The sequence below is a fragment of the Pseudomonadales bacterium genome, from assembly GCA_013215025.1.
Classification (GTDB): Bacteria; Pseudomonadota; Gammaproteobacteria; order Pseudomonadales; family DT-91; genus DT-91.
Genome location: JABSRR010000191.1, coordinates 1 through 5061, shown reverse-complemented (window position 1 = coordinate 5061; position 5061 = coordinate 1). Strand labels below are relative to the sequence as shown.

The 5061-nt window shown below is 46.6% G+C and carries 6 protein-coding genes; all 6 read left to right on the top strand.

Translation table 11 applies throughout. The annotated features are described in order from the left end of the window. The first annotated feature begins 133 nt into the window (after positions 1-133). Positions 134-1348 carry an NADH:ubiquinone reductase (Na(+)-transporting) subunit B gene (locus tag HRU21_11450; GenBank protein ID NRA42904.1) on the top strand — a complete coding sequence of 405 codons (1215 nt, stop codon included), beginning with the start codon at positions 134-136 and terminating at the stop codon, positions 1346-1348. Beyond that, positions 1341-2081, top strand: a complete 741-nt coding sequence (locus tag HRU21_11445) for a Na(+)-translocating NADH-quinone reductase subunit C (GenBank protein ID NRA42903.1) — start codon at positions 1341-1343, stop codon at positions 2079-2081. The genes HRU21_11450 and HRU21_11445 overlap by 8 nt, the downstream gene beginning before the upstream one ends. Positions 2082-2083: 2 nt before the next feature. Beyond that, complete coding sequence (locus HRU21_11440) at positions 2084-2749, top strand: NADH:ubiquinone reductase (Na(+)-transporting) subunit D (protein ID NRA42902.1); 666 nt, start codon at positions 2084-2086, stop codon at positions 2747-2749. Beyond that, positions 2749-3363 carry an NADH:ubiquinone reductase (Na(+)-transporting) subunit E gene (gene nqrE / locus HRU21_11435; protein NRA42901.1) on the top strand — a complete coding sequence of 205 codons (615 nt, stop codon included), beginning with the start codon at positions 2749-2751 and terminating at the stop codon, positions 3361-3363. The genes HRU21_11440 and nqrE overlap by 1 nt, the downstream gene beginning before the upstream one ends. A gap of 14 nt (positions 3364-3377) precedes the next feature. Beyond that, positions 3378-4610, top strand: a complete 1233-nt coding sequence (locus HRU21_11430; protein NRA42900.1) for an NADH:ubiquinone reductase (Na(+)-transporting) subunit F — start codon at positions 3378-3380, stop codon at positions 4608-4610. A gap of 87 nt (positions 4611-4697) precedes the next feature. Then, positions 4698-5061 (top strand): FAD:protein FMN transferase (locus tag HRU21_11425; protein NRA42899.1); only part of this gene is annotated, 364 nt, incomplete at its 3' end.

Here is a 5061-nt window from a genome sequence, read left to right as displayed (position 1 = left end):
TCGGCGATCAAGCTAGGTGCGCTTGAGCTAGACGAAGAAGATTTGGCGCTTTGCACTTATGCCTGCCCAGGCAAATATGAGTACGGCCCCATTTTACGTGATAACCTAACTCTCATTGAGAAGGAGGGCTAAGATGTCTTTACGTGGTTTTTTAGACAATATCGAGCCTAACTTTACCAAAGGTGGTAAATACGAAAAATTCTACGCGCTCTATGAGGCAGTAGACACCATTTTCTATCAGCCGGCTTACACCACACAGTCGGGTGCACATGTGCGCGACGGTATCGACCTTAAACGTATGATGATTACGGTATGGTTCTGTACATTTCCTGCGATGTTTTGGGGTATGCATAATTTAGGCTTCCAGGCCAATACCGCCATTGCTGCGGCAGGCGGCATCGCCAATGCAGCGACTGACTGGCACCACCTATTAATCGGTTTGTTTGCCGGTCATGACCCTAGCAGCAGCTGGGATAATATGGTGTATGGTGCATTTTACTTCTTTCCCATCTACCTAACCGTTTTTATTGTTGGTGGCTTCTGGGAAGTTTTATTTGCTGCGGTACGCGGCCATGAAGTGAATGAAGGTTTCTTCGTGACCTCGGTATTATTTTCGCTCATTTGTCCGCCGGACCTGCCTTTATGGCAAGCAGCCTTAGGTATCTCGTTTGGTGTAGTGATTGGTAAAGAAGTATTTGGCGGTACCGGTAAAAACTTCCTTAACCCAGCGCTAACTGGCCGTGCCTTTTTGTATTTTGCCTATCCAGCAGATATTTCCGGCGAATCAGCGTGGACTGCGCTGGATGGTTTTACTGGCGCTACACCATTGAGTCTTGCTGCTGCTGGCGCGCCATTGACAGATGCTTACGGCAATAGCATTAGCTGGATGGATGCTTTTCTTGGCAATATGCAGGGCAGTATTGGTGAAACCTCAACGCTGATGATTTTGATTGGCGGCGCGGTACTGCTGTGGACCAAAATTGCCTCCTGGAGAATTATGTTATCGGTTGTAGTGGGTATGGTAGCGACTAGTTTGCTGTTTAATGCTATTGGCTCTGAGACTAATCCGATGATGAACTTGCCGCCGCAATGGCACTTCGTATTAGGTGGTTTTGCCTTCGGTACCGTGTTTATGGCAACCGACCCAGTTTCGTCCTCAATGACCCACACGGGTAAATTTTTCTTTGGCTTCTTGATTGGCTTTATGACGGTGTTAATTCGCGTCATTAACCCCGCTTTCCCTGAAGGTATTATGTTGGCTATTTTATTTGCCAACTTATTTGCCCCTTTCATTGACCATTTTGTGGTCTCTGCCAATGTAAAACGGAGAATTGCCCGCAATGCTTAACAAAGAAGCGATCAACACCTTGGTTGTCGCCATGGTGTTATGTTTGGTCTGCTCGATCTTGGTGTCGGCTGTTGCGGTAGCATTGAAACCGCAGCAAACGGCCAATAAAGAGTTAGATTTACGTAAAAATATCATCTCAGCGGCGGGCCTATTAAAGCCCAATGCAACGGCCGAAGATATCAACGATACCTTCGCCAAGTTTGAGTCAAAATTAGTTGATATCGAGACAGGTATGTATGTCGACAGTGCCGATAACACGGCGCTTGTTGCGCGCGCTGATGCGCCTGCAGGTTTGGCTACGGTAAAACAATATCAAGAAGTCTTTGTCTATCAACCTACTGGCACGCCTGAGCTGTATGTCCTTCCGATCTATGGTCCTGGCCTGTGGGGTGCAATGTATGGCTTTTTGGTGTTGGAATCTGATGCGAATACCATCAAAGGCCTCTCTTACTACCAACATAAAGAAACGCCGGGACTCGGTGCGAATGTTGAATTAGACAGCTGGAAAAGTCTCTGGCAGGGTAAATCAGCTTTTGCCGATAACGGTAAGGTTAATATTGTGGTGGGCAGTAAAAACATCAGCAATGCGACGCCAAAAACCGACGATGGCTACATCGATGGTTTGTCAGGTGCAACCTTAACCACAGCTGGCGTCAATAGCATGATCCGCTTTTGGTTGGGCGAGCCAGGCTTTGCCAATTACTTGAACAATATCAAAGCAGGAGAAGCCTAATCATGTCTGCATCGACCAAAGAAGTATTAGTCGAGCCGATTTTCGGCAAGAATCCTATTGCCCTGCAAATCCTAGGTATTTGTTCGGCCTTAGCCGTTACCACCAGTATGAATACTGCGGTGGTCATGAGTATTGCACTAACCTTAGTGACCGCATTTTCAAGCTTTTTCATTGCTTGCATTCGAAATTTCATCCCTTCAAGCATCCGTATTATCGTACAGATGACCATTATCGCCTCCTTGGTTATTGTGGTTGATGAAGTGTTAAAAGCGGTTGCCTATGAAATCGCAAAAGGCTTGTCGGTTTTTGTTGGTTTAATTATCACCAACTGTATCGTCATGGGTCGCGCAGAGGCTTATGCAATGACCAACCCTCCGGTAAAATCATTTTTAGACGGGCTTGGTAACGGTCTGGGCTATTCTGTTGTATTACTGTTTGTTGGCTTCGTGCGTGAGCTACTGGGTGCTGGCAGCTTATTCGGCATCGAAATTTTACCCACGGTAGCGAATGGCGGCTGGTATGAGCCAAACGGCCTATTACTATTACCACCAAGCTCATTCTTTATTATTGCGATGTTTATTTGGCTGCTGCGCAGCTGGAAAACTGACCAGCAAGAAGCGAAAGAATTTGATATGGCACCCAACTCGAAAGCGCAGGAGGCTCACTGATGGAAGAGTATATCTCGCTATTTATTCGTGCCGTGTTTATCGAAAACATGGCTCTGGCATTCTTCTTGGGTATGTGTACCTTCTTAGCGGTGTCAAAAAAAGTTGAAACTGCGGTTGGCTTAGGTGTTGCTGTGGTGGTGGTTTTGGCGGTGACAGTGCCAGCCAATAACCTGATTTTTAACTACTTATTAAAACCCGCTGCCTTAACGTGGATTGACCCTGAGCTCAGTGATGTAGATTTGAGCTTTTTAGGCTATTTGTCATACATCGGTATGATTGCCGCCATCGTACAAATCTTGGAAATGTTTCTCGATAAGTATGTGCCAGCACTTTACGGTGCCCTAGGGGTTTTCTTACCGTTAATCACGGTTAACTGTGCGATTTTAGGTGCTTCACTGTTAATGGTAGAGCGTAGCTATAACTTCGGTGAGTCAGTCGTATACGGTATTGGCGCTGGTGTAGGCTGGGCTCTTGCGATTGCTGCATTGGCTGGTATTCGTGAGAAGCTTAAATATTCGGATGTGCCCAAAGGTCTTGAAGGCTTAGGTATTACCTTTATCACTGTTGGCTTGATGTCGCTTGGCTTTATGTCATTCGGCGGCATGTCAATCTAGCGGAGGCAAGTTTTATGGATATGTCGACTATTATCTCTGGCGTTGCAATGTTCACCGTGGTGGTCATGACGCTAGTATTTATTATCTTATTTGCACGTTCTCTTATGGTCAGCTCGGGCAATGTCACGATTGAAATTAATGGTGACCCCGAGAAAACGCTATCTGTACCGGCTGGTGGTAAGTTACTGACGACCCTGGCCGATCAAGGCATTTTCTTATCGTCTGCCTGCGGTGGCGGCGGCACCTGTGCCCAATGTAAATGCCATGTGACAGAAGGCGGCGGATCGATTCTGCCGACTGAAGAAGGCCATTTTACCAAGGGCCAAATTCGTGAGCATAGCCGTTTAGCCTGCCAAGTCGCGGTTAAGCAAGATATGAAGATCGAAGTCGAGCCAGAATTCTTCGGCGTTAAAAAGTGGGAAACCACGGTTGTCTCTAACGATAACGTTGCTACGTTTATCAAAGAATTGGTGCTTAAACTGCCAGAAGGCGAAGATGTGCCGTTCCGCGCAGGCGGTTATGTGCAATTAGAAGCGCCACCGCACACCGTTGATTACAAAGATTTTGATATTCCTGAAGAATACCGCGGCGACTGGGATCATTTTGGCGTATTTAATAATGTATCGACGGTTAAAGAAGAAACCATTCGTGCTTATTCGATGGCCAACTACCCTGAAGAAAAAGGCATTGTGAAATTTAATATTCGAATTGCCTCTCCACCGCCAGGGTCTCAAGGTATTCCACCCGGTGCTATGTCATCTTATGTATTTAATCTTAAGCCCGGTGATAAAATGACCGTATCTGGCCCTTATGGTGAATTCTTTGCCAAAGAAACTGGGGCCGAAATGGTATTTATCGGTGGTGGTGCAGGTATGGCGCCGATGCGTTCGCATATTTTTGACCAGCTTAAGCGCTTAAAATCTACCCGCAAAATCTCTTTCTGGTACGGTGCTCGCTCGCTTCGCGAAGCGTTCTATGTCGATGAGTATGATGAGTTAGCGGCTAAAAACGAAAACTTTGAGTGGCATTTGGCGCTATCTGATCCACAGCCTGAAGATAACTGGGAAGGTAAAACCGGCTTCATTCACAATGTGGTACTAGAAAACTACCTGAAAGACCATCCCGCGCCTGAAGACTGCGAGTTTTACATGTGTGGACCACCGATGATGAACTCGGCAGTTATCGCCATGTTGAAAGACTTAGGTGTTGAAGATGAAAACATCATGCTTGATGACTTCGGTGGCTAGTTAATAGTGTTTTCACTGCAGCAATTTTTTAAAGCGGGGCTAATTTTAGTCTCGCTTTTTGCATTATGGAGCTGTGATCGTGGGCCAGTGTATGACAGCCTGCAGGGGCAAATTTTTGCCACCACCTACTATATACGCTTCCAACAGCCTGAGCAGCGCTTACCGTTGGCGCCCTTGCAAGCCGAGATAGATGCGAGGCTGGCCGAACTTGACCAAATATTCTCAAGCTATAAAGCGGATTCAGAGCTAAATCAATTTAATCGGTTACCGGCTTTGCAGGCGAATACCTCAGCCTCAGACCCGCTAGATTCTGCAGCGATGAAAGCGGATTCTGGCTTAGCGCATCGTTCAAAAGACTTTATCGCGTTATTTAAGCTGTCTCAGCAGATATTTACCGCTTCAGCGGGCGCGTTTGACCCAAGTATTGGCCCTTTGGTGAATCTCTGGGGCT

Bases quoted from the DNA above. Each gene is read 5' to 3' on its own strand.
- HRU21_11450 (NRA42904.1), top strand. From the start codon at position 134: ATGTCTTTACGTGGTTTTTTAGACAATATCGAGCCTAACTTTACCAAA.
- HRU21_11445 (NRA42903.1), top strand. From the start codon at position 1,341: ATGCTTAACAAAGAAGCGATCAACACCTTGGTTGTCGCCATGGTGTTA.
- HRU21_11440 (NRA42902.1), top strand. From the start codon at position 2,084: ATGTCTGCATCGACCAAAGAAGTATTAGTCGAGCCGATTTTCGGCAAG.
- nqrE (NRA42901.1), top strand. From the start codon at position 2,749: ATGGAAGAGTATATCTCGCTATTTATTCGTGCCGTGTTTATCGAAAAC.
- HRU21_11430 (NRA42900.1), top strand. From the start codon at position 3,378: ATGGATATGTCGACTATTATCTCTGGCGTTGCAATGTTCACCGTGGTG.